At 38.6% G+C, this 23,085-nt stretch carries 22 protein-coding genes and 1 riboswitch; of the genes, 5 read left to right on the top strand and 17 right to left on the bottom strand.

What is annotated here, in order from left to right; genetic code table 11:
* Window positions 1–140 precede the first annotated feature (140 nt).
* The 13 genes from BW724_RS04810 to BW724_RS04750 form a co-directional block, all read right to left on the bottom strand.
* Window positions 141–2,381 carry a carboxypeptidase-like regulatory domain-containing protein gene (locus BW724_RS04810; RefSeq protein ID WP_088074062.1) on the bottom strand — a complete coding sequence of 747 codons (2,241 nt, stop codon included), beginning with the start codon at window positions 2,379–2,381 and terminating at the stop codon, window positions 141–143.
* Window positions 2,378–2,698: a hypothetical protein gene (locus BW724_RS04805; RefSeq protein WP_088074061.1), complete on the bottom strand. Its 321-nt coding sequence runs from the start codon at window positions 2,696–2,698 to the stop codon at window positions 2,378–2,380. The genes BW724_RS04810 and BW724_RS04805 overlap by 4 nt, the downstream gene beginning before the upstream one ends.
* Window positions 2,691–3,266, bottom strand: a complete 576-nt coding sequence (locus BW724_RS04800) for a sigma-70 family RNA polymerase sigma factor (protein WP_235848897.1) — start codon at window positions 3,264–3,266, stop codon at window positions 2,691–2,693. Before BW724_RS04800 ends, BW724_RS04805 begins: the two co-directional genes overlap by 8 nt.
* A 128-nt stretch (window positions 3,267–3,394) precedes the next feature.
* On the bottom strand, window positions 3,395–4,018 hold the full coding sequence (locus tag BW724_RS04795; RefSeq protein WP_088074060.1) for a guanylate kinase: 624 nt from the start codon (window positions 4,016–4,018) through the stop codon (window positions 3,395–3,397).
* Between the two features lie 201 nt (window positions 4,019–4,219).
* Entirely contained in the window at window positions 4,220–4,441 is a 222-nt protein-coding gene (locus tag BW724_RS04790) for a hypothetical protein (RefSeq protein WP_088074059.1), read from the bottom strand.
* A 116-nt stretch (window positions 4,442–4,557) separates the two neighbouring features.
* Window positions 4,558–4,755 (bottom strand): zinc ribbon domain-containing protein, encoded by a 198-nt coding sequence (locus tag BW724_RS04785; protein ID WP_088074058.1) that lies wholly within the window; start codon window positions 4,753–4,755, stop codon window positions 4,558–4,560.
* 208 nt (window positions 4,756–4,963) lie between these two features.
* Window positions 4,964–5,689 carry a 7-carboxy-7-deazaguanine synthase QueE gene (queE, locus tag BW724_RS04780; protein WP_088074057.1) on the bottom strand — a complete coding sequence of 242 codons (726 nt, stop codon included), beginning with the start codon at window positions 5,687–5,689 and terminating at the stop codon, window positions 4,964–4,966.
* Window positions 5,682–6,164, bottom strand: coding sequence for a 6-carboxytetrahydropterin synthase QueD (gene queD / locus BW724_RS04775; RefSeq protein ID WP_088074056.1), 483 nt, complete (start codon window positions 6,162–6,164; stop codon window positions 5,682–5,684). The genes queE and queD overlap by 8 nt, the downstream gene beginning before the upstream one ends.
* Before the next feature lie 4 nt (window positions 6,165–6,168).
* Window positions 6,169–6,822 carry a 7-cyano-7-deazaguanine synthase QueC gene (gene queC, locus BW724_RS04770; protein ID WP_088074054.1) on the bottom strand — a complete coding sequence of 218 codons (654 nt, stop codon included), beginning with the start codon at window positions 6,820–6,822 and terminating at the stop codon, window positions 6,169–6,171.
* A 63-nt stretch (window positions 6,823–6,885) separates the two neighbouring features.
* Window positions 6,886–6,930, bottom strand: a riboswitch (PreQ1 riboswitch).
* A 330-nt stretch (window positions 6,931–7,260) separates the two neighbouring features.
* Complete coding sequence (locus BW724_RS04765) at window positions 7,261–7,461, bottom strand: cold-shock protein (RefSeq protein ID WP_088074052.1); 201 nt, start codon at window positions 7,459–7,461, stop codon at window positions 7,261–7,263.
* Window positions 7,462–7,763: 302 nt separating this feature from the next.
* Window positions 7,764–8,705, bottom strand: a complete 942-nt coding sequence (locus tag BW724_RS04760; protein WP_088074050.1) for a PepSY domain-containing protein — start codon at window positions 8,703–8,705, stop codon at window positions 7,764–7,766.
* Between the two features lie 105 nt (window positions 8,706–8,810).
* Window positions 8,811–10,172 carry a sensor histidine kinase gene (locus tag BW724_RS04755; protein WP_088074048.1) on the bottom strand — a complete coding sequence of 454 codons (1,362 nt, stop codon included), beginning with the start codon at window positions 10,170–10,172 and terminating at the stop codon, window positions 8,811–8,813.
* Complete coding sequence (locus tag BW724_RS04750; RefSeq protein WP_088074046.1) at window positions 10,169–10,861, bottom strand: response regulator transcription factor; 693 nt, start codon at window positions 10,859–10,861, stop codon at window positions 10,169–10,171. The genes BW724_RS04755 and BW724_RS04750 overlap by 4 nt, the downstream gene beginning before the upstream one ends.
* A gap of 637 nt (window positions 10,862–11,498) precedes the next feature.
* Between BW724_RS04750 and BW724_RS04745 the strand changes: the two genes are divergently transcribed.
* On the top strand, window positions 11,499–12,485 hold the full coding sequence (locus BW724_RS04745) for a glycoside hydrolase family 43 protein (protein ID WP_088074044.1): 987 nt from the start codon (window positions 11,499–11,501) through the stop codon (window positions 12,483–12,485).
* A gap of 74 nt (window positions 12,486–12,559) precedes the next feature.
* Here BW724_RS04745 and BW724_RS04740 read toward each other — a convergent pair whose 3' ends face one another.
* The 3 genes from BW724_RS04740 to BW724_RS04730 form a co-directional block, all read right to left on the bottom strand.
* Window positions 12,560–13,252 (bottom strand): OmpA family protein, encoded by a 693-nt coding sequence (locus BW724_RS04740; protein WP_088074042.1) that lies wholly within the window; start codon window positions 13,250–13,252, stop codon window positions 12,560–12,562.
* Window positions 13,245–15,152: a MotA/TolQ/ExbB proton channel family protein gene (locus BW724_RS04735; protein ID WP_088074040.1), complete on the bottom strand. Its 1,908-nt coding sequence runs from the start codon at window positions 15,150–15,152 to the stop codon at window positions 13,245–13,247. The genes BW724_RS04740 and BW724_RS04735 overlap by 8 nt, the downstream gene beginning before the upstream one ends.
* A 183-nt stretch (window positions 15,153–15,335) precedes the next feature.
* A complete protein-coding gene (locus BW724_RS04730) occupies window positions 15,336–17,078 on the bottom strand; it encodes a glutathione ABC transporter substrate-binding protein (RefSeq protein ID WP_088074038.1) in 1,743 nt (580 codons plus the stop codon).
* A 611-nt stretch (window positions 17,079–17,689) separates the two neighbouring features.
* On the opposite strand from BW724_RS04730, the gene BW724_RS04725 reads away from it, so the two are divergent.
* From BW724_RS04725 to BW724_RS04710, 4 genes are read left to right on the top strand one after another with little or no spacing between them, the layout of a single operon-like run.
* Window positions 17,690–18,610, top strand: a complete 921-nt coding sequence (locus tag BW724_RS04725) for an ABC transporter permease (protein WP_088074036.1) — start codon at window positions 17,690–17,692, stop codon at window positions 18,608–18,610.
* Between the two features lie 18 nt (window positions 18,611–18,628).
* Window positions 18,629–19,549 (top strand): ABC transporter permease, encoded by a 921-nt coding sequence (locus BW724_RS04720; RefSeq protein WP_088074034.1) that lies wholly within the window; start codon window positions 18,629–18,631, stop codon window positions 19,547–19,549.
* A gap of 20 nt (window positions 19,550–19,569) precedes the next feature.
* Window positions 19,570–20,592, top strand: a complete 1,023-nt coding sequence (locus BW724_RS04715) for an ABC transporter ATP-binding protein (RefSeq protein ID WP_088074032.1) — start codon at window positions 19,570–19,572, stop codon at window positions 20,590–20,592.
* Complete coding sequence (locus BW724_RS04710) at window positions 20,576–21,613, top strand: ABC transporter ATP-binding protein (RefSeq protein WP_088074030.1); 1,038 nt, start codon at window positions 20,576–20,578, stop codon at window positions 21,611–21,613. Before BW724_RS04715 ends, BW724_RS04710 begins: the two co-directional genes overlap by 17 nt.
* 1,202 nt (window positions 21,614–22,815) lie before the next feature.
* On the opposite strand, the gene BW724_RS04705 is transcribed toward BW724_RS04710, so the two are convergent.
* Window positions 22,816–23,013, bottom strand: coding sequence for a hypothetical protein (locus tag BW724_RS04705; RefSeq protein WP_088074029.1), 198 nt, complete (start codon window positions 23,011–23,013; stop codon window positions 22,816–22,818).
* Window positions 23,014–23,085 lie beyond the last annotated feature (72 nt).

Below are 23,085 nucleotides of genomic sequence, written 5' to 3'. Positions count from 1 at the left end.
GAGACTTAAATGAGCTAAGTGATTTGGCTAGTATTTGGGGAAGTGAAGACTGAAATCCTGGTTCGTAAGGGTTTCAGTCTTCTTTCCGTCATGAAAGAGGAAGTAACATAGCGTAGGTAGACTTCAGCTCTCCCCCTCTATTACCTTATCTCTTCCAACCTACTAATAAATTCACTCAAGGAAGATTTACCTTCTACGATTTTTCCAAGACGCTCTTCCTCACCAGTAAAGTAATAGCCCAAAGCTTCCTTAATCGTTTCTAGATCTACATCACTGTTTTCTAATCTTTCAAGATAGGGACGCCAATCAGTATTATCATAATAATGCGGCTCAGGATAAGTTTTCGCCAACTCCTTCACCTCATCAATGCCTTTTCCATTATAAAGCTCTAAAGCTAACATATATCCAACAAAATTGTTATATGAATCATTTTCCATTACTTCGTACAGTAAGGTCAAAGCCTCATCGTATTGCCCTTTCTTTATTAAAGCGACACTATACATTCCTTTTTCATAATTCGAATCGCCCACTCTGATTGGCTCCAATTCTCGTATTTTGTCGTACCAATTCATTACCTCTATCCAATTTCCAAGTCCATAATAGTATCTAAGAATCGTTCGATAGTTTTCAGGATTGGGATCGGCTTCAGCGAGTGCAAAAAAGTTGTCAACTGCTTCCTGTCCCCACTCACCTTCAATATGCTTCAGACGTGTCAGCATCCGCAAGCTGTGAATATCCTCATCACCACCAAAAGCAGCCTCTTTATATTTGTCATACGCCTTCTCGATCTCTCCATCTATTAATAAACGATCAGCTTCCGTTAATTCCCGCTCCTTCAAGTAGAAAAATGGTAAGGAGCCCATCGTTTCTTCTCGAAGCCGATATCCGTTACTTTGCCCAATTATTTTTCCATCACCATCATATGCCTGAACATACCATGAATAAGATCCTTCTGGGTTTGCAAAACCAAGTAAATTAGCTGGGTAAAGATTATTCTTCCATTCCTCTTCACTAAATAAAGCACCCCCAAGTGAATATATATCATCTACTTGAATGGTAACCTCACTATCTTCTATATTTCCCTTAACAACATTAGACGCGCTACCGCCTTCACTTAGCTCCCTTGTTAAAAAAAGTGTGTAGCTCTCAGCACCTGGGTAATCCTCCCAAGAAAATGTGATTTCTTCGTCTTTTATTACATCATAATCTCGTGGGTGATACGTTTCAATTAATGGCGTAAGCTCTGCATGAACTTCCTTTTTCTCACCATTCTCTACTATAATCGTATCCATCGGTTCCACTGGCCAAGCCCAACCGTCCACTTGCTCAAACAAGAGACCTAGCATCAGGTGATAATCGCCAGGACTCACTCCTTCAAACGTAAAGCTTCCATCCATATCAGTAACCGTATCATAACGCTCATCTATCATAGTACTAACTGCCGTCTTTCTTGCATCTCGAAGAACCACTCGCACATTAGATAATGGTTCCCCATTTGATTTTTTCACCTTGCCTGTCACTGTAGACTGACTGTAATCGTCATCAGGGCTCGACGTTAATAATTGATCTAACAAATCAACAAGGTCATTAAAATATGGGCTTCCTGTTAAGCCTGGCTCGACGTATTCCCCCTCACCAGCGTGGTGACTCTCCATCTCCTCCAATAGGTCATCATGCCAATCTTGGTGTTCCTCAATTACCTTTTCTAAATAAGCAATCGCTTCTTCCCTATCCCCTTTTCGAAAAAGTTGCTCTCCCTTTAAATGTGCCAATTGCAGGTCAGTATCTGAGAATATGTCAACCATTTCCCCTTCATACTTACTAATCAGTTGCTCAGCTTTTTCGAATTCCCTAAAATCAATTGCAGCTTCTATTTCCTCGAGCTTGAGCTCATGATAATCCCAATCATGTTGATCAAACTTTTGTGTTGCCAAATCAATGACAGTAATTATTTGCTCTAAATCCCTTTTCCCTCGGTAATGGTTAATTAGTGTCCTGGCAGCTCGCATATAATGCCCTTCCAAGGTGGGTCTACTTTCTTCCAGATACATTAATAAATATGGTTCCATTTCGTCACGTGTAAAGAAGTGTCTAGATGCATCACCTGAACTACTCATAAACGCCGCAGAAACATAGACATCAAAGCCTTCTGAATGAGATGCAATCATATATTCTTCAATTAACTCTAATTTGTTGCGAGCATCGCCTTCGATTCTATCCACAATTTTTTGTTTTCCCTCTTCCACTTCTCCTGCTGCCAACTGTCTTCCAATCTGCCAACTATCTAACTTTGGAGTTATATATACGAAGAACACAAGGGTCAGGATCGCAAACAAACCGATGCCCAGAACGAGATGCTTCATTTTAATCGTTACTTTCATTGATCGTCCCCCCCACTCTCAAGCATGTCACTCCAATATAAATTACCACCTTTTTCTATGAGATAACGTTGAACTTCTACATCGTTTTCCATCACGGCCATCACAGATCCAACGGTAATAAAAAGCACAAGTACTGCACCGATTGGTATTAATGGTATAGTTACGTCTTTATTCCACCACCCCTTTAACTTTTCCTGGAGTGTCTGCGGATGTGTCAGTGAAAGAACTTCAACTTTACTTTTTTCACTAAATACAACTGGCACTAATTCCTTATCGAGTTTCCCTTTCAACTCTTTTTGTCTATCTTTACTATTCACGATCCTCCACTCCTTCCTGGAAAAACTGTTTTAATAGCCTTCGCCCACGGGCCAACCGAGTTTTGACTGTATTTTCTTTCGTGCTTAACCAATTGGCAATATCCTTTATAGATAGCTCCTGAAAATAATACAATACGATCACTTCTCTGTAGTTATAAGGTAATGCCTGAATTTTTTCATATAAAACCTCATCCCTCATCGCCTGTAGGAGAACCTCCTCTGGCAATTGTTCTTGGCCTTCTATTTTTTGGAATTCATCTTCCCTTTTTGATAAAAATATATTTTTCCAATTCCAACTACGCATTTTTTCCCGACAACCGTTTACTGTCATAATATATAACCAGTTTCTTAGTTTTTCAGATTCCTCTAGTTGATGAATTTTATGGAATGCTTTGATAAACGTATCTTGAACAACCTCTTCTGCTAAAAACCGGTCCTTCACTAAAAGGAAAGCCGTGCGGACCAGTTCATTCCCGTATAAGTCCATCAATTCTCTCAACGCGTCCTCTTCATTACTTCTAAGGCGCTCTACAATGCTAATACTATTTTCTTTATTTATTGCACCCACAGGCTCCCCCCTTCCTATAATGGAGATGTTCGCAACACAAAATAAGTTTCATTTATCCCTAATGTTTATTATTGTAACAGTAAAAAGCCCCGCACAGTTTAACTGTACGGGGCTATCCTAGCAAATTTTTAAAGTTTTTCCTTTTCAGCAGCTTCTGCAGCTTCTGCTTTTTCTGCAAGCTTTAATCTGAAATAATGCTCAATCGTATTCGTCACCTCAAAAGCAATGTGGTCAAGCTTGTAGTTTTCAAATACATGCTCACATTCATCTCTATACGCCATATCCTCATCATAGTGAGCTAAATGCATATCTATCACTTCAGAAGCATCACCACGTTCCTCTTGTCTTGCAATGACAGTATCACGATCAGCATAAACAAAGAAACGAATCACTTTATCGCCATATAATCTCTTTAATATTTCAGCACCTTCTGGATTTAAAACAAGGTATATACAGCCACTTTCCTCAAAAGTATCCTTTACGTCCTGCTCCTTAATACCATATAAGTTCCCGTGAATTTCAACGTCCTCTAAAAACTCTCCCCTTGCTTTAGCCTCCTGAAATTCTTCGCGGCTCACATAATGATAGTCTTCCCCTTCTTTTTCATATGGGCGCTGTTTACGAGTGGTATAAGAAATGACTCCCTTCATATGCAATGTGCTTTTACCAACCAACTTAGAAACCGTTTTCCTACCTGAACCGTCTGGACCTGTGAAAACAAAAATTAATTCCTTTTCCTTCAAGTTATACATATATACCCCTCCCTCATAAAATAAAAGATCGCTTATTTCATACCCCTTTTTATTTATTTCTCTATATCGAGGTCACATTCCTGCAAAAAAGATATATTAAATAAGAAAATTCTCAATATTCAGCTTATTGTAACGATAACAATAGGGATAACTTATATTGTTATCCCTAAAAAAGATTTCTTTGCTCAAAATCCAATCGTATTATTTTTTCACTGTCGATGCGATCCAATATAAAACGCCACCAAACATATAGGCCACAACATCCCATGGATCAGAGACACTGCTGGAATAATATAGAGGGGTGATATATTCCCAAAATACCCCAACGATTAAAGTGAATAATAAAATTCGCTTCAAATTATATAAATATAACTTATATTGTTTTCCCATTAATATACATATATTCGTGATCGCGACTATCATCACACCTCCAAAGATATCATTAAAATACCAATGAAAGAAAAAGTGTGAGAACAAGTCTTTAAGTATTATATTGTTAAACCCATAAAAAAATACCGAAACGCCAATAAGTATCAAATTTAAAAGATAGATAGTATGATCACTGCGACAATCACTGCGCCCACGACTCCCCAAAATGTAAGCCCTGACCCTTCTTCATATTCTGATATTGGTTCAGAGAAATCTTGCTTTACAATGAATGGATAACCACAATTGGGACAGCTTTCTGCTTTGTTCGAAACGCTATGTCCACATTCTGGACACGGCCTCAATGCCATGAAAATCCCCCCATTTCTTCTACTTCTATAAATGCAAATAATCTATGATGTTATTTAGATTTTACTTTATATAACTAGTTTTATTATAAACGTTAAATGGGCTAACTGTGAATCATATTATTTGAGATAATAATGGTAGGCGATGATTGACCCTTATTCGACTATTTCAAACCATTTGAGGATGAGAAGCTTAGAATTCACTCCTATCCTATACTCCCCTCTTGTTACCCCAAACTAAAGTATGTAGTTGTGGTAATACCCTCACATCATTCCAATCACAGTTTGCTGTTACTTGATTGATCAACCACTCATATCGTTGGAGTAGATGACGAGTTAAAACATCATCTTCCACAGTCGTCACATCATCATTACCCACTTGCAAATATAAATTCACCTTTGAGTATCTTTGATGAACTTGTTTCGCATATTCCAAATCTTCTTCATCAAATATTACAATCTTTAAACTTATGTTTTTCAAACGTCCCCCATCAACTAAATTTCCTATGATCTGATCGAGAACGTCTAAATCCGTATTCATTTTAGAACTAGGAGGTTTTGGGGAAATAGTTAAATCATCTACATGAAGAAGCCAATCCTGCCACCTGCTCCCTTGTGTTTCCACTCCGATTCTGATTCTATTATCTTTTAAAATTTGAATGAGATTTGAGAGCTGTGGTAAAAGGGCTGGATTCCCCCCTGAAATTGTCACATGAGAGAAGTGATCTTCTCCAATGTCACTGAGAACGGACCATATTTTTTCCGCAGACATTAAATCAGGTTTTCCCGTCCCGTCCCAAGTAAAGGCAGAATCACACCAATCACAGGAATAATCGCACCCTGCTGTCCGTACAAACATTGTTTTCCGGCCGATCACCATTCCTTCTCCTTGAATGGTCGGTCCGAAAATTTCTAACACTGGTATTGGTTTACTCACCGTTCATCCACTCCCGTCTCACTTCTGCAAAGCTTGTCGGGGTCTCATATAATCTCACAAACTCCACCCTTGCCCCTTGTTCAATAGAAAGCTGCTTGCGATTGTTCAGGGACTCTTCCATTTTTTCATAGATCCAAACAACCATATTTTCTGCAGTCGTATTCATTGGCGGGAGCATTTCATTGATATAGCGGTGATCGAGGAAAACCTCAATGTCATTCTTCCATATGTCTTTTATCTCACCAAAATCTATCATTAATCCTATTTCATCTACAAAGCCACTGATACCGAATACCACCTTATAGGTATGGCCATGCAAGTTCTTACATTTTCCCTCGTAACTATGGAGATGATGTGCAGCGTCAAACGTAAATTCCTTGCTGACTAACACCCTTTTTGAGTGATATTTCAATTGTTCCTTTTTTATGTCAGTACCTAACTTCTGGAGCTTTTCTACAACCCTAAAGCCAAACATGTTGTCAGTCTCCCTTTCTTTGTAGGTATGTTTCCAACCCTTTTTTTCTTAAAACACAAGCAGGACATTCTCCACACCCATTAGCAATTACGCCGTTGTAGCAAGTCAGCGTTTTCTCCCGTATAAATGTAAGGGCACCAAGCTCATCTGCCATTTCCCATGTTTCCCCTTTATCAAGCCACATCAATGGCGTATGTATCACAAATTGATGATCCATCGCTAAATTGAGGGTAACATTTAGGGATTTAATAAAAACATCTCTGCAATCTGGATAACCACTAAAGTCCGTTTCACAAACCCCAGTGATAATGTGCCTCGCACCTGCTTGTTTTGCTAAAACTGCAGCGAAGGATAGAAATAGCAAGTTACGTCCCTCCACAAACGTAGAAGGTAATTCTCCGTCCTTCTCTTCAATTTCAATATCATCCCTAGTTAATGCACTTGGTGCTAGTTGATTAATGAGGGACATATCAAGTACTGTGTGCTTCACATTTAATTCCTTTGCAATGCTTTCTGCAACATCAATTTCTAACTTATGCCGTTGGTTATAATTGAACGTTACTGTTTCTACTTCCTTAAAGTTTTCGAGTGCCCAGAAGAGACATGTCGTACTGTCTTGGCCACCACTAAAAACAACAATTGCTTTTTCAGATTTCATAGATTATCTACTCCTTTTTATATGAAAAAATGCCATCCCCCTAAGGATATGGCACTAAAATATAGTTCCTTAGTTTTTTATAGAGGGTTAAGCTAGAACCTCTTATTTAGTTTTATTATATATATTCCTCACAATGATTTATTATAACATGGAATGGCGACTCCTACAGCAAAGCAGTGTCATAACGATCAAATAATTGAACTTATATTATGTACATAAAAAAACTAATTTAAAATTTTATTAGGTAATCAATGGTTAGTGTGGTATGCTTGCAATAACCATTTAACACTTGTACCATTTTGTGCTGGCAATTTCGGGCTGGTCTCCTTGACCATACTTAAATTGCCAGCTTTTTTCTATCATATAATACAAAATAAAAAAGGGTGTACCCTTAAAGTCATCGTAATGACCTTTGGGACACCCTTTTTATAAAGTCAATTATGCTTTGTTAACATTAACAGCTTGAGGTCCACGTTGACCTTGCTCTACTTCAAATGTTACAGCTTGACCTTCATCTAAAGTTTTGAATCCTTCGCCTTGGATAGCTGAGAAATGTACGAATACGTCATCTCCACCTTCAACTTCGATGAAACCGAAACCTTTTTCTGAGTTAAACCATTTTACTGTACCTTGTTGCATATCTTTTTCCTCCTGGTGTGGAATCATTTTCCACGTTTTAATACTATAATTGCTCACTGAGATATCAAAGGCGAAAAATTAAAACTTATTTTCTTCCTTGCAAACTCGAACAAAAATAATTCTTATTAACCTTACCATTTATCTAAATTAAAAGCAAACTTTTATTTCGAAGTCTCCCGTGAAAATACTAATCTAGGGTTGGTGATCGTCACAGTCCATTCTCTTTCCAAGGTGGATTAGTCACACAGTATCGAAAAAAAGTGGGTGCTCCCATCACGCAAAGCAACCCACTCCCTCATTTTTTAGTCATCATATTCAATTGATATAATCTCACCAGTTCTAGCATCTATCTCAATTTCCACTTCTCCTTTGGAAGTTTTTATTTCAATATCATAGTAAATTCTACCATCATCTTTTTCCAATTCAATCTCTTTCACAGTTCCTTCAACCTTGTCTAGGGCAATTCGTTTTGCTTCCACGATGCCTATAAGGGAAGAAAGATCCAACACATTACTCTTGCTTGAGCGCTTTTTACTATCTACTGAAAACGATAATACTTCACCAGAAATTGCGTGAATTTCCAATTCAGCCTCCCCTTGTGCTGTTTTCATCTCTATTTCGTAATAGACAATGCCATCATCTGAATCAAGTTCAATTTCCTTGATTACACCATCAATTTGTTCAAGGGCAATCTCCTTCGCTCTTGCTATTCCAATGTATTTACTATTTGATCCCTTGTCATCTTTGCTAGTAGAAGAGTTTACAGTTGCTGATCTCGTATTATCATCACTCGTATTCGTTTTATCATCTTTATCAGAAACCTTGTTAGTAGACTTATCAGAGGTCATATCATCGTTAGAATCATCATTGATATCACGAAGATCCGCCGTCTCTCCCCCATTATCATCGTCCACTCGATCGCTATTAGTATTTACATCTTCTTTATCTGATGCTACCTCCGTTTGAAGAGCTTTCACATCTAGTATCGCACCGCTCTTCGCATCTACCATCACTTCATATTCACCTTGAGATGTTTTCATAAAACCTATATAAACCATTCGACCATCCACATACTCAAGCTCAAGATTCTCCACCTCACCATTGTAGCTATCACTGATTATTTCCATGACCTCCTGAGTGGAAAGTGGATCATTTTCCGGATCTGCAAATATTTGATTAAATCCAAACCCGAAAACAGCAATGAGAATGGAACCTACGAGTACTGCAAGCCAAGTTTTTTTCATTTTTAATTAACTCCCTTCTATTGTGTTCATAAACAGTGTAGAACACATTAATTAAAGGTTTTTGAGAGGAAGATTAAAATTTGATGAGAAAACAATGAATTTTCATTAATGATGCTTCGGAAGGCTCACTATAAATGTTGTCCCAACATCTTCTTCACTCTCCACATCAATCTCACCAAGATGAGAATCGACTATTGTTTTCGCAATGGCCAAGCCTAGCCCTGTTCCACCCGTCTTTCTACTCCTTACACTGTCCACCCTATAGAATCGATCAAACACTTTATCCAGCTGTTCCGCGGGAATTCCAATGCCATGATCTTTTATTGTAAAAAATACATTCTCTCCATCTATACCAAGGTGTAGCAAGATGTTATCTTTACTATATTTAATTGCATTATCTAATAAAATAACTAACACCTGCTGCAGTTTTTTTTCCTCACCTAACACAAATAGCTTAGTAGAAGGTACATCTAAGTTCACTTGGATTTGTCGGTGATACGTTTTTTCCATCATGGTAGAGGTTTCCTCAATGAGCTTAATCAAATCTACTTTTTCAAAAGCTAGTGATTTCGTTGAATAGTCGTCTGCAAGGGCAAGCATTTGCCCTGTCAATTCTTTCATTCGTTTAGCTTCAGAATGAATTGCATCAATGGACTCTTCAAGAATTTCAGGATTTTTAGCACCCCAACGCTTCAGCATATTTGCATTGCTTTCAATAACCGTCAGTGGTGTTTTCAACTCGTGGGAAGCATCATGAACAAATTGCTGTTTTTTCTCCATGTTTTCACGTAGCAGATCAACCATTGTGTTAAACGTGCCTGCTACATGATAAAGTTCGTCCTTCGTTTGTCCATCGATATCAATTTTCTTGAGTGTCCCCTTTTGCTGGATTTCCATCATTGTTTTTACCATCGCCTGAATAGGACGAAGGATTAATCTACTTAAAAGAGCGCCACCAAATAAAGCAGGTAATAAAATCAAAACAGAGGCAATGACTAGGACAAGTCTCAAGAGATGAAGAGTATCCTGAATAGGTTGGAGGCTCCGCATCACTTCCAAAGAAACAACCGATCCGTCCTCCCATATTAACGGAAAGTATGCAACCGCCATCCATTCACCATTTGGAAGCTCTAGCATTTCTCTTTCTTGACCTGAATAGTGAGTGACAGCTACTTCAAATAATTCCGGGCGCTGTGTCACAACCGTGGTCGCCTCATTATTTTCTGAAATAATCCTGATCATTCCACTGGAAGGAACATATGGACGGAGCATTCGTGATGGTGCAGTATCCGACTCCCCTGATGTACTCATAAAGGCTGCAATATTAGCCACTTGTGACTCAACCTCTTCTAATTCATTTTCTATTAGCAAATTAGAAAAGGCGAAGTAGATAGAAGTGTTAATGATAATTATAATAACTAGCAGCCATACTATTGAAAATAACTGTATCTTTGTTCTAATTTTCATTGAGAAGGCTCCTTCAGAATATACCCCACTCCCCTAATGGTGAGTATTAATGGATCTCGAAAACCGTCGTCAATTTTCTTACGAAGATAACGAATATATACATCTACCACATTCGTTTCTCCCATGTAATCATAACCCCAAACTGATTCAAGAATTTGTTCCCTTTGTAAAACTTGATTTTTATTTTTTAACAAGTAGACGAGAAGATCATATTCCCTCTTTGTTAACTCAATTTCCTTCGTTCCTCTCATTACAGTACGTAAAGCCTCATCAACTATCAGATCGGACACCTGGAGTGCAGTAACTACAGGAACTTGAGACCTTTTAATTCTTATGCAAGAACGAATTCGCGCCAATAGTTCTTCAATTTGATACGGCTTCGTAATATAGTCATTTGCTCCTAGATCAAGGCCCGCTACCTTATCAACGATAGAATCTCTTGCTGATAAAAGTATGATTGGAGTTAATTCATCTGAAGAACGTATGCGACGTAGTACCTCCATGCCATTTAGCTCTGGAATCATGATATCAAGTAGTATGAGATCCCAGTCCTTTTCTTTCGCAAGCTTTAACCCATTCAGTCCATCATGTGACATTTCGACTGAATACCCTTCGTACTCTAATTCTAAGCGAACTACTCTCGCTATTTTTTCATCATCTTCAATAATAAGGATTTTCTCTTTAGACATAGCGCCCCATCCCCTTTTATCATTCAACATAATAATCATCTTTCATCATAAAACAAAACGGGAAAAATCACTACAGAAGTAATGATGGAAAAAGTCCAAAGATCAAACATAAACGGGACAAACGGAATAAATTCTACTTCTTTTTAAAAAGCTCTGTTAAAGAATAATGTTGATATTTAACACTTTTGATTTTTTGTGGAAGGTACACCTGTCTCTTCCTCTACGAGCAAATGCTTCGTAGTGTATCCGTCGAGACAACTCGCAGCATACTCGTGATGTTTATGCTCGTTCCTGCGGGATTAAAGGCAGGGGTAAGACCCCGCAGATGCAGGAGGCAGGACGCCGACATTACGCCGTTGTCCACAGGACGTGGGCAAGTTCTTAGGCGGAATTTGGAGGAGGCTTACCAGCCGCCCGCGGCAAAGAAGACACTGCGAAGAATGAGCAGATGTCGCACTTGTACCTTGCGTGAAAGCGAGTACCTGTAACAAAAAATCAACATATAAGTTTAACAGAGCCTTTTAAAAAAAGGGTGTTAAAAATATTACATATCACTGACAGTTCCCATACTTCCTTGACATGTATGTGAAAAATGCGCTATCTTTAAGTTAATTTGATTTAAGAAGGAGTAGAAGAAATGACAAAAAAAGCAAAACAAAATGAAGTTTTAGTCAATCATATTTATACTGCCGATCCATCTGCTCACGTATTCGAAGGAAAACTTTACATCTATCCTTCCCATGACTTAGACCATGATGAGCCAGTTAATGATGATGGTAACCATTATTCAATGGAAGATTATCATGTTTTATCAATGGACGACGTAGATTCACCTGTTGTTGACCATGGACAAGTACTACATGTTAAGGATGTTCCTTGGGCAACAAAACAAATGTGGGCGCCAGACGCAGCATTTAAAAACGATACATACTATTTGTATTTCCCTGCAAAGGATAAAGATGGGATTTTCCGTATTGGGGTAGCAACAAGTAAAAGTCCTGCTGGTCCTTTCAAGGCCGAAGAAAATTATATTCCAGGAAGCTATACGATCGATCCTGCTGTATTAGTGGATGAGGACAATAGAGCGTATATGTACATCGGCGGCCTATGGGGCGGTCAATTGGAAAAATGGCAAACTGGTACTTTCAAAGAGGACGCTGAAGGTCCTGCACCAGATCAACCTGCTTTAGGTCCAATTGTTGCTGAAATGAGCGACGATATGCTTACATTTAAAGAAGACCCACAAGAAATTAAAATTGTAGATGAAGATGGAAACCCAATTCTTGCAGGAGATGAAGAAAGAAGATTCTTCGAAGGACCTTGGGTACACAAATATAATGGTTTGTACTACCTGTCATATTCAACAGGTACTACTCACTTAATTGCGTACGCAGTAAGTAAAGATCCTATGGGACCATTCACTCATAAAGGAACTATCCTTACACCAGTAGAAGGTTGGACAACTCACCATTCTATCGTTGAGTTCGAAGGTAAATGGTACTTATTCTACCACGATGCTTCCCTTTCAGGCGGTGTAGATCACAAGCGTAGTGTGAAGTTCACAGAAATTAAGTATAACGAAGACGGTACAATCCAAACGTTAGATTACGATAAGTTAAAATAATTTGTAGCGCACGGAGAAGCTGTTATACAGCTTCCCGTGCGTCTTTTTTCTTTAAAAAACTGCTATATAGATAATTAATTCCCTTCAAGGAGCTCACGAGTTGCCTCTAATATCTCTTCATCCTTCAACCTAAACTTAAACTCAACTCTACGAGAATCCTCATAGCTGTAATTCCCGTCCTCATCAGTTCTACCAACTGTATAAGATCGTCCGTTCACCGTTAACTTATCTTCTAAAGCTTCCTGGATATTCTTATAAGGGAAGTCTTCACTTAAAACATACTCCGCTACACTAAAAGCACGTTCCTGTGATAGTTCCATATTATAGATATAACTCCCAGTCCGATCTGCATGACCTTCAATAATGATTTCTGAAATATAATCTTCATAGCCCCTCTCCAGCAACACATCCAAATATGCTGGAACAAATTCATCTAAAAATTCGTAAGCCTGAGGAATTAATTCAGCTTCATCAAATTCAAATAAAATATCCGTATTAAAAATGAGGGCCCCTGTCTGCTCATCTACCATAATACCGTTAGAGTCCTCAAACTCTTCATTTAAATCATTAACTAGATCTACGCGTACCCCCATAATCTGATCAATCGTTCGTTTCATCTCTTCTATTTGAAATGACTTAATAACCATCATAATAATGAAGATTAAGACAAAGCAGAGTAAAATCGCCGTTAACAGGTCTGTGAATGAAGGCCAAAAATGACCTTCATCCTGTTCTCCTTTAAAAAGCTTTCTGTACTTATTAATCATGTCTTCCGATCCTCACTGGATTTCCTTGACCTAGTGGATCCTGATAACCAGATTGTCGGACTGGCTCTTGATAATTGTTCTGTCTTATCGGTTCCTGACGGCTATTTTGCCTTGCCACTTCTTGGGCAAAAGATTGAAGCTGGCGATTCAAATTCTGGAATTCTTGACTTAAGTCACTAATCGTCTGCTGGGTTAATCGAGCATTACGTTGCTGACTCTCCTCTGTTATGTCACCGATCTGTTTAAACTCCTTCTTCATTGAATCACTAATATCCACAACATAATCACCAATATTCCTACTTACTTTATCAAGTCTCTCTCCTAGACTTCCTTCTAAATTGTTAACATATCTGGATAGGATGTCCTTAAGAACGCCCACACTGGACTCGATTTGGCTTTCCCTGTGATTAAAGGAATCTGTCATTTGTGTGATTACCCTATTAATTTCATTTAAGAGTTGACTATTTTTCATTCCCATTTGGTCAAAAGAATTAGTTGCATCATTTAATTGTTTTTCAAATGCCTTTGAATCAGCATAATGATTTTTTAAATGATTGTTAAATTCCTGGTTAAACTGCTTTAAATCATCAAACCTATCTGACAATAAATGCTTATATTCGGCTTGTGTAGAGTTAATTGTTTCTAGTGCATCAGGAAGTTGTACGATGGAGTTTCCAAGCTTATCAAAATCACCCTTCAATTCTCTCAAGTAAGTGCTGATACCAGTTAACTTAGAACTCACATCATCACCAAAAATACTCTTAAACTGTTTATTATTTTCCTTCATTAACTTAACTAGGTTGTCACTCTGTCCTATTACCCTTTCAAATGCACCATGAATGGCATCCTGTTTATCTGATATGGAAGCAATATAGTTTTTCCAATCACCAACCGACTCATCAAATTGATTTAGAGTTTCCATCTGAGTCTTGGACATTTCACTAATTTTGTTGTACGTCTCCTGGAAGGCGCTCGCCATCCGCTCATTACGTTTGTCCATATTATTGAAATAAGTAAATAGATGATCAAAGTTCTTATTGAGGTTTTTCACACCATCATCGAAATTACTTGTGACCTCACTCATATTGTTAAAAAGCAAGTTGAAGTCTTTCAAATTTGCTGACAGACCTTCATTGAATTTTGCTAGGTCTTTAGCAGACTGCTCAAGACCAACCGTATATTCTTGAAAACCATGGAAAGCAGACTCTATATTCTGAAGGGACTTTTGATTCGTTTCCCTAAGCTCTACGATAGAGGTGTTAATTGACTTCGATACCTCGATCAACCTCCCCATCGCATCCTGTTCGTTTTCCTCGAGATGGGACTCCATTTTTAGCATAATATCTGTCATTAAATATTCTGTATTAAAAACACGAATAAGTACCGTCATAATGAGTGATAAACCCATCCCCGCAATACTTGTTGCAAATGCTACATCAATCCCTGTCAAAACAGCTGCAACGTTTTCTACAAGTTGGTCTCCCGTTGCATCGATGCTACCTAAAGACATCGTAAGGCCGATGAAGGTCCCTAATACACCTACTAGTATAAAAACAGAGACAGTCATCTGAACCATTTTAATTAGGCTCAAGACCGGTAAATTTAAAACACGCCACCCTGAAAATTTCTTTTGTACAAACGTCTCTACCTTTAATGATTCGTGCTCTTTTTTCTCATCAAACTCTTGTTTAAACTTCCGTAATGGTTCAATGTCTAGTGAGTTAGTGGTATTTAAATGATTCCTAATCGTTCGCAGTCGACTGTAAAGAATCATGTGTGCGAGAAATGTAACTGCAAATATAATAAATAGAATCATAAAAATGAGCTCAATCAGTGAGTTTGAAAGAATTGATTGCGCCTGCTGCTCACTCATAAAGATTTTCAGTATCGTTTCTACCATATAGAGCTCCCCTCCCCATGAAAGCTTCTTCTAGCCTTCTTGCTTTATTCCTATTCATGGGTTGGACAAATCATGATAATTAACTGAGGGAATTGAAGAAGTATTAACCACAAGAATTGTTTATAAACACAAAGAAAAAGACTGACACCAGATGTGCCAGCCTTTCTCCTTATAAATACTCTATTAGTTAAGAGTAACGTCTTTTAATTGGTAGATACCTAATGCGTCTACCCAGAATCCTTCAACTTCGTTACGTACACCAGTTAAGTAGTTTTGGTGGTGAACGTAGATCATTGGTGCAAGTTCTACTAGAAGCTCTTGTGCTTCACTATAGATTGCTTGACGAGCATCTGGATCTGTTTCACGACGACCTTGATCTAGTAATTCATCTAGTCTGTCATCTGTTAAGAATGCACGGTTACCTGGGTCTCCATGCATAGAAGAGTGTAATAATGCATACATACCATAGTCAGCATCTGCAGTTACAGTAGACCAACCAAGGATGAACATATCGTGTTCACCAGCTGCAGTACGCTCAAGGTAAGCCCCCCACTCAAGTACTTCAATCTCAACATCGATATTTAAAGCTTGTAATGCGTGTTGTACATATAAAGCTGTTTCTTCACGTTGCTCGTTATCGTTAGTCCAGATAGTAGTAGAGAATCCATCTCCGTATCCAGCTTCTTCTAGTAACTCTTGAGCACGGTCTAAGTCATATAATAAACCTTCTACATTTGGATCATATCCAAATACGTCTGGAGCCAATGGCCCAATTGCAGGGATACCGTTTCCTTGGTAGATTCCCTCAATGATTTCTTCTTGGTTAATAGCTAGAGAAACCGCTTGACGAACACGTGGGTCATCAAATGGTGCTTTTTCAGTGTTAAAACTTACATATGATAAACTTACAGATTCTTGTACGTTCATGAAAGTTGCTTCATGGTTATCAACATGGTCTTTATCTGTAGGCTGAATTGGGTCAGCAATGTGTGAGTAACCAGTTTCTAACTCAGCTACACGAGCACTTGGCTCAGGTACAACTTTAAACGTTACACCTTCAGCTTTCGCTGGCTCACCCCAATATCCATCAAAACGAGTAAGTACTGTTTGTTCACCAGAAACACGATTTCCTAATTGGAAGTAACCAGTTCCTACTGGATTTTGAGCAACATATAAACCAGCATATTCAGCAATTTCAGAAACTACTTCTTCAAAGTCGTCTCCACCAGCTGCACGTAACTCATAGTAATCTTCTAAAGAAAGATCAAGACCAGCTTCTGCAATTGCTTGTGTATAATCTTCTTCAATTACTTCAAGACTTAGCATACCACCAGCATCATGAGCTAAGTGAGCTAGTAATGGTGCAAATGGATATTCAGTAGTAATAACTACTTCATAATCACTTTCTACAGTTACTTCAGAAAGCATGTCATATAAGAAAGAACGTGGTGAACCAATTGCTGGATCAAGGATACGTTCTAAGTTAGCTTTTACTACTTCAGCAGTAAATTCTGAACCATCATGGAATTGTACTCCTTCACGTAATGTGAACTTCCAAGAGTTGTCACCTACAGGCTCCCAAGCTTCTGCAAGTCCTTCGACAATTTCCATGTTCTCATCTTGCTTTACTAATGTTTCATAAATGTTTGAACGTACATTACTAGATGGTACGTCATTGTTTCCGTGTGGATCTAGTGATACTAGATCAGATGATACTGCGATAATCAAGTGATTGTCATCCGTATCTACAGCAGCTTCGTCACCTTCGCTATCGCCATCGTCACCGCTGTCAGTTTCTTCTGTCTCAGTACCAGTATCGGCATCGTCGGAATCAGTTTCCACTTCTCCGTCACCGGCACATGCTGATAATACTAGAGCAAAACCTAGCATTAACGCAAAAAACCAAACTAAATTCTTGGCCTTCATGTGTATTACCCCCTGTTTTTCTAATATAGCCCTTAATGGGTTACAAATAATATATAATTTTTTAAAAATTTTAGCAAGTTAGTTTTCACAAAAAATTATATTAATATTCAAATTAAGCAATAATTTTGAATTACCATGGTAGAATCATAGGCATATATTTTACAAAATTCTACTTATATTATATGATTCTTGTCTACCACTAAAGAATAATGTCATATTGTGCTATATATCTTAAAAGAATATAGAAAAATATAGCATATTAGGCATAAAATAGCAGCAATTAATTAAATTCTTAATAGACATGATAATTTAAATATTTTAAACCATTCTCCTATTATTTAAAACGTTAAAGTGTTAGTAGATAAACGTTTTAAACTGAGAAATCATACAATTTCTTAATTTATTGGAAAGTATTGATACAACCATTTACTAAAAGATTGTTGTAAAATGAAAGTTATCAGTTTATTATGATTTAAGACTGTTTTTTTTCTGAAGTTTATTATAGTAAAAAAACAACTATCATTTTGGAATATAAATAAGAGATTATATAATTTATAGACTTTTATTTATAAACCGAAAATCTATACTTAATGAAAAAGGGGGGCTCTTTTATGAAGCAACCTGCTGAGCAAACAGCAGTAACGGAAGAAAAAGTTCAAAGTCCAGCACTTAAAAATATGAAAGATCTGGTTAAGAAGTTTAAAAGAAACAAACCAGCTGTTGTTGGATTTTACTTTATTGTCATTTTATTGTTAATCGCTATTATTGTAACGGTGCTTGACAGAATGTTTGGAGTAATTGTTACACCGCATCATCCAAATGATATTAATTTAATTGACCGTTTCACCGGCCCAACGGCTGAGTACTGGTTCGGTACTGATCACATGGGTAGAGACATATTCGCAAGAATTATTTATGGAATGATCTATACATTAGGTATTGGTTTTGCCTCTGTAATCATGGGTGCACTTGTGGGAGTTCCATTAGGTATTGTTGCAGGTTATTATGGTGGTCGAATAGATAATATCATCATGCGAATTGTGGACGTTTTACTTGCGTTCCCTGGTATTCTACTAGCATTAGCTATCGTAAGTATTCTAGGTGGTAGTTTAGTAAACGTAACGATTGCTGTTGCCATTTACTCAATTCCAGGTTTTGCAAGGATTGTTCGTGGTTCTACACTTGCAACGAAGAAGCTAGAATATATTGATGCTATTCGAGCACTTGGGGCTTCAGATTTCCGAATAATATTCAGACATATACTACCAAATGTACTTTCTCCAATCATCGTAAACGCTACATTATATATCGCAACAGCGATTTTAACAGCCGCTGGTCTTTCATTCCTAGGTATGGGTGCACAGCCTCCTTTACCAGAATGGGGAGCAATGTTAAATGACGGTCGAAGTTTCTTACGAGATGCTGGTCATATTGCTTTATTTCCAGGCTTGGCAATTTTAACAGTCGTTTTAGCATTTAATATTTTCGGTGACGGTCTGCGAGATGCGTTAGATCCAAAATTAAAGAATTAGAAGAGAGGTGCAAATTTAATGACAACATATATAATACGTCGTATTTTCCAATTAATACCTGTTCTGTTTGGTGTGACGTTGTTTGTATTCCTTTTAATGCACCTTACTCCTGGTAAACCAGCGCAAATCATGGCAGGGGAATCGGCACCAACACATGTTGTTGAAAGAATGGAACAACGTCTAGGATTGGATCAACCATACCATATACAATATGTAAGATTTGTAAGTAACATCGCACAATTGGATTTTGGTGTATCCATGAGAAGTAACTTACCTATTATAGATGAGATTAGACCTAAATTTTGGGTCACACTTGAGTTAGCCATATATAGTACAATCTTGAGTATCTTCATTGGAATCATTGCTGGTATCGTATCAGCAGTCAGAAGACATTCTAAATCAGACATTATCATCATGTTAGTCGCCTTGTTTGGATTATCCATGCCAAACTTCTGGTTAGGACTAATGTTGATGCAATGGTTCGCCATAAATTGGGGCTGGTTCCCACCAACAGGTTGGGGTACACCAGGTCAGGTAGTCTTACCAGTAATAACATTAGGTACAGCTGGTGCGGCTGTTATTGCCAGAATGACTCGTTCTAGTATGTTAGAAGTTATTTCACAGGACTACATTCGTACAGCACGTGCTAAAGGTGTAAAAGAACGTGTCATCATTTATCGTCACGCTCTAAAAAATGCTTTGATTCCTGTTGTAACTGTAATTGGTTTACAATTTGGAGCGTTACTAAGTGGTACGGTATTAACTGAAACTGTATTTGCAATTAACGGTATGGGACGTTATGTCATTGATTCAATCATTGCTCGTGACTTCCCAGCAGTACAGGCAACGATTATCATTATTTCCGTCTTATTCGTTTTTGTAAACTTAATCGTAGATATATCTTATCGATACCTTAACAAGCGAATCGACTTAGATTAGTAGAAAGTGAGGTGTGGTTCATGAGTAAAGAAAATAGCATTTTAAAGATAAATAACTTACAAACTTCGTTTTTCCTAGAAGGAGATAATGAAGTAAAGGCTGTAGATGGTGTAACCTTTGATGTTCCAAAAGGAAAAACATTAGGTATCGTTGGTGAGTCTGGATCTGGTAAGAGTATTACTGCCATGTCCATCTTAAAACTGATCGGCCACCCTGGAAAAATTAAAGGTGGAGAGATCCTGTTTAACGATCAAAACCTAGTAGAAAGTTCTGAAAAAGAGATGCGAAAAATTCGCGGAAATCGCATCTCAATGATATTCCAAGAACCTATGACATCACTTAATCCTGTGTATACTGTAGGACAGCAAATTAGTGAATCCTATAGCATCCATCAAGGTTTAAGTAAAAAAGAAAGTAAGAAAAAAGTAATCGAGATGCTAAAGCTTGTAGGTATACCATCTCCTGAAAAACGTATTAATCAATATCCTTTCGAATTATCAGGTGGTATGCGTCAACGAGTTATGATCGCCATGGCACTTGCTTGTCGACCAGAGCTTTTAATTGCAGATGAACCTACAACAGCACTAGACGTAACGATTCAAGCACAAATTCTCGAATTAATTCGAGAGCTTCAAGATGAGTTAGGCATGTCCGTTATCTTCATTACACATGATCTAGGCGTTGTAGCAGAAACATGTGATTATGTAGCCGTTATGTATTGTGGTAAAGTGGTTGAATATGCAGACGTAAAAACACTATTTAAAAACCCAAGACACCCATACACTGTTGGTCTATTAAACTCTTTACCACGTAGTGATATGGATCAGGAGGAGTTAATTCCTATCAAAGGTACTGTACCAAGTCCTGATGATATGCCTGAAGGATGTCGTTTCGCACCAAGGTGCCCGTTTGCAACTGACTTATGCCGTGAAAAACTCCCTAACCTCGATGACATTGGTGATGCAGAACAAATTCGTTGCTGGATTTACACCGATGAGTGGGATGGAGATCCGGAGGTGAAGGTTTATGAACCGCAAAAATAAAGAACTATTAAGCGTTGAAAACTTAAAGCAATACTTCCCAATTAAAGGTGGTATCTTTGGTCGTACGGTAAACAATGTAAAGGCGGTTGATGACGTTTCATTTACTGTTTATGAAGGTGAAACAGTAAGTATCGTAGGGGAATCTGGTTGTGGTAAATCAACAACTGGACGTGCGATTTTACGATTAGATACACCGACTTCCGGAAAAGTTGAGTTTGACGGTGTTGACTTAGTTTCTTTAAACAAAAAACAAATGCGTAAAATGCGTAAAGATATGCAGATCATTTTCCAGGATCCATATGCTTCCTTAAACCCTAGACAGACTGTTAGACAAATTTTAAATGAAGCAATGGAGATTCAGAACGTTGTACCAAAATCAGATCGTGATGACCGTATTGCTGAATTAATGAAAACTGTCGGTTTACAACCATTCCAAGCAGATCGTTTCCCACATGAATTCTCTGGTGGTCAACGACAAAGAATTGGTATTGCCCGAGCATTATCTGTCGATCCAAAGCTTATTATCTGTGATGAAGCAGTTTCTGCCTTAGACGTTTCCATCCAAGCCCAAGTATTGAACTTATTACAGAGGTTCCAAAGGGAAATGAATTTAACTTACTTGTTCATCTCCCATGATTTAGGTGTAGTTCGTCATATTTCTGATCGGATTATCGTAATGTATTTAGGGAAAATTGTTGAAATTGGCGACAAAGAATCAATCTTTGAAAACCCGCAACACCCTTATACAAAAGCTTTGTTATCAGCTATACCAGTTCCAGATCCTGAGATCAAAAAGGAAAGAATCCTATTACAAGGAGATATTCCTTCTCCAATTGATCCACCAACTGGATGTCGTTTCCATACAAGATGTCCATTTGCAACAGATAAATGTAAAGAAGAACTTCCTGTACTTGAGTCATTGTCTCATATGACTGAAGGACATGAAGCAGCTTGTCACTATGCTAAAGAAATTGAAACTGGTGAACACAAGCCAACGAAAGATATTACGAAAGTTCGATAATGAAGAAGTAGAAAAACCGGGCAGTCTGCCTGGTTTTTTTGATTTGCAATGATAGATACTGCTTCTAAAATGGAAGTGAAACTTGGCTTTAGTGGCTGGAGTGGCTGCGAGTCTGGTGCTTGGGGAGCTTTTTTTGTGTGTCGATAGTGCCCGGAGCAACTACGAACCTAGCTTTTCGGGCACTATTTCCGGTTCATAGTGCCCGGAGCAACGACCTGGCGAGGGCTTCGGGCACCATTCCTTGTTCATAATGCCCAGAGCAACTGTGAGACGAGCGCTTCGGGCACTATTTCCGGTTCATAGTGCCCAGAGCAACGACCTGGCGAGGGCTTCGGGCACTATTCCGTGATGTTAGTGCCCGAAGATGCTTCGAACCAAGGCTTTCGAGCACTATTTCGTGTCGATAGTGCCCGAAGATGCTTCGACACGAGGGCTTCGAGCACTATTCCGTGATGTTAGTGCCCGAAGCACCCGCCAGACAAGGCCTTCGGGAACTATTCCGTGATGTTAGTGCCCGAAGCACCCGCCAAACAAGGATTTCGAGCACTATTCCGTGATGTTAGTGCCCGGAGATGCTTCGAACCAAGGCTTTCGAGCACTATTTCGTGTCGATAGTGCCCGAAGATGCTTCGACACGAGGGCTTCGGGCACCATTCCGTGATGTTAGTGCTCGAAGCACCCGCCAGACAAGGCCTTCGGGAACTATTTCTTGGTCATAGTGCCCGAAGATGCTTCGACACGAGGGCTTTCGAGCACTATTTCGTGTCGATAGTGCCCGAAGCACCCATCAAACAAGGGCTTCGGGCACTATTCCGTGATGTTAGTGCCCGAAGCACCCGCCAGACAAGGCCTTCGGGAACTATTCCGTGATGTTAGTGCCCGAAGCACCCGCCAACCAAGGCTTTCGAGCACTATTTCGTGTCGATAGTGCCCGAAGCACCCATCAAACAAGGGCTTCGGGCACTATTCCGTGATGTTAGTGCCCGAAGCACCCGCCAGACAAGGCCTTCGGGAACTATTCCGTGATGTTAGTGCCCGAAGCACCCGCCAAACAAGGCTTTCGAGCACTATTCCTTGTTCTTCTAAGAAACTCCCAAACAAACACAACTAACTATTCAAAAGCCCCCTCATTTTTTTTTGAATTTTCCATCAACTAAAAAGTCCAAACCTATTGGCAAGGACTTCTATCTTTTTACCATAATTTAATTTGATAAATCATCTAATTCATCAATTAGTTGTCGAGAGCGTTTTGCATTTCCTTCTGCAAATTCCCTGAGCCTCAACTTTAGTTCATCGTCATCATGAACCCTTTCCGCTTCAATTAAATATGTACGCATCATTTCCTCTTCTTGATCGATGGCGGCTTGCAAAAATTCTTGTCTTCCATCTTTTTTACTCATGGAAACTTCACCTCACACTTAAATTTCCCATTTTCAGCACACACATACATTTTCATTCGAGTAACCTATCCT

The organism is Litchfieldia alkalitelluris, assembly GCF_002153425.1.
Taxonomy (GTDB): domain Bacteria; phylum Bacillota; class Bacilli; order Bacillales; family Salisediminibacteriaceae; genus Evansella; species Evansella alkalicola.
The sequence above is the reverse complement of the archived record's forward strand: the minus strand, read 5'-3'. Positions and strand labels throughout refer to the sequence as shown.

Coding starts and splice junctions, on each gene's coding strand:
- BW724_RS04810 (WP_088074062.1), bottom strand. CDS start 2,381: ATGAAAGTAACGATTAAAATGAAGCATCTCGTTCTGGGCATCGGTTTG.
- BW724_RS04795 (WP_088074060.1), bottom strand. CDS start 4,018: ATGTATAACTTGAAGGAAAAGGAATTAATTTTTGTTTTCACAGGTCCA.
- BW724_RS04790 (WP_088074059.1), bottom strand. CDS start 4,441: ATGATAGTCGCGATCACGAATATATGTATATTAATGGGAAAACAATAT.
- BW724_RS04785 (WP_088074058.1), bottom strand. CDS start 4,755: ATGGCATTGAGGCCGTGTCCAGAATGTGGACATAGCGTTTCGAACAAA.
- queD (WP_088074056.1), bottom strand. CDS start 6,164: ATGTTTGGCTTTAGGGTTGTAGAAAAGCTCCAGAAGTTAGGTACTGAC.
- queC (WP_088074054.1), bottom strand. CDS start 6,822: ATGAAATCTGAAAAAGCAATTGTTGTTTTTAGTGGTGGCCAAGACAGT.
- BW724_RS04765 (WP_088074052.1), bottom strand. CDS start 7,461: ATGCAACAAGGTACAGTAAAATGGTTTAACTCAGAAAAAGGTTTCGGT.
- BW724_RS04760 (WP_088074050.1), bottom strand. CDS start 8,705: ATGAAAAAAACTTGGCTTGCAGTACTCGTAGGTTCCATTCTCATTGCT.
- BW724_RS04755 (WP_088074048.1), bottom strand. CDS start 10,172: ATGAAAATTAGAACAAAGATACAGTTATTTTCAATAGTATGGCTGCTA.
- BW724_RS04750 (WP_088074046.1), bottom strand. CDS start 10,861: ATGTCTAAAGAGAAAATCCTTATTATTGAAGATGATGAAAAAATAGCG.
- BW724_RS04745 (WP_088074044.1), top strand. CDS start 11,499: ATGACAAAAAAAGCAAAACAAAATGAAGTTTTAGTCAATCATATTTAT.
- BW724_RS04740 (WP_088074042.1), bottom strand. CDS start 13,252: ATGATTAATAAGTACAGAAAGCTTTTTAAAGGAGAACAGGATGAAGGT.
- BW724_RS04735 (WP_088074040.1), bottom strand. CDS start 15,152: ATGGTAGAAACGATACTGAAAATCTTTATGAGTGAGCAGCAGGCGCAA.
- BW724_RS04730 (WP_088074038.1), bottom strand. CDS start 17,078: ATGAAGGCCAAGAATTTAGTTTGGTTTTTTGCGTTAATGCTAGGTTTT.
- BW724_RS04725 (WP_088074036.1), top strand. CDS start 17,690: ATGAAGCAACCTGCTGAGCAAACAGCAGTAACGGAAGAAAAAGTTCAA.
- BW724_RS04720 (WP_088074034.1), top strand. CDS start 18,629: ATGACAACATATATAATACGTCGTATTTTCCAATTAATACCTGTTCTG.
- BW724_RS04715 (WP_088074032.1), top strand. CDS start 19,570: ATGAGTAAAGAAAATAGCATTTTAAAGATAAATAACTTACAAACTTCG.
- BW724_RS04710 (WP_088074030.1), top strand. CDS start 20,576: ATGAACCGCAAAAATAAAGAACTATTAAGCGTTGAAAACTTAAAGCAA.
- BW724_RS04705 (WP_088074029.1), bottom strand. CDS start 23,013: ATGAGTAAAAAAGATGGAAGACAAGAATTTTTGCAAGCCGCCATCGAT.